Annotated in this window: 2 pseudogenes; both read right to left on the reverse strand. The window is 39.2% G+C overall.

Annotated elements, in window-relative coordinates:
- Positions 1 to 296: pseudogene (locus CWB85_RS22675) on the reverse strand (tetratricopeptide repeat protein); the annotation flags it as partial.
- A 79-nt stretch (positions 297 to 375) separates the two neighbouring features.
- Positions 376 to 564, reverse strand: a pseudogene (locus CWB85_RS21885) (peptidase M28 family protein); the annotation flags it as partial.

The following is a 564-nucleotide window of genomic DNA, read 5'->3' on the forward strand; positions in this document are numbered from 1 at the left end:
GCATGATGCTGATTATAAAAAAACACCAATAACCATAGTAATAATAGTGAGCCTGTAAAGTATTTCACTAATGAGATTTTTTCGAGAATAGGCAACTTTTTTAACGGCACTGCTGCTGTGTATTGGCAGTGGTTGCACTGAAATTGATAACACCATGCCAAAGGTATTAAGGGGATAATTGCAAAACGTAAAAATCGGCTGTGGTTTTTTAGCTGGTAGTCGTTACTTTGACAGCAAGGGCAGGTTGTTTTTTGACTAAAAGAAGATAATGAATCACTGGTATTAAAAAGTAGCATTAGGGCCCTCCTTGCGTTTACTTATTAAAATAGAGTAAAGAGGGCCCAGAGCAAAGCGGTAAACTGTAAGTAAATATGTTTACTTGGCTGGTTTGGCTTTGATGGTTGTTTTAGCATCTGCTGCCATCAATGCAAATACAGCATACGCCGCGGTATTTTGCTTAAGCTTAGCGGGATCTACTTTATCAAGCGTATCATCAGCAGTGTGATGATAGTCAAAGTAGTCAGTGCCATCTTGATGCAGTTCAAAAATTGGTGCACTGGTGGC

The sequence above is a fragment of the Pseudoalteromonas sp. S1727 genome (genome assembly GCF_005886375.1).
GTDB classification, from domain to species: domain Bacteria; phylum Pseudomonadota; class Gammaproteobacteria; order Enterobacterales; family Alteromonadaceae; genus Pseudoalteromonas; species Pseudoalteromonas haloplanktis.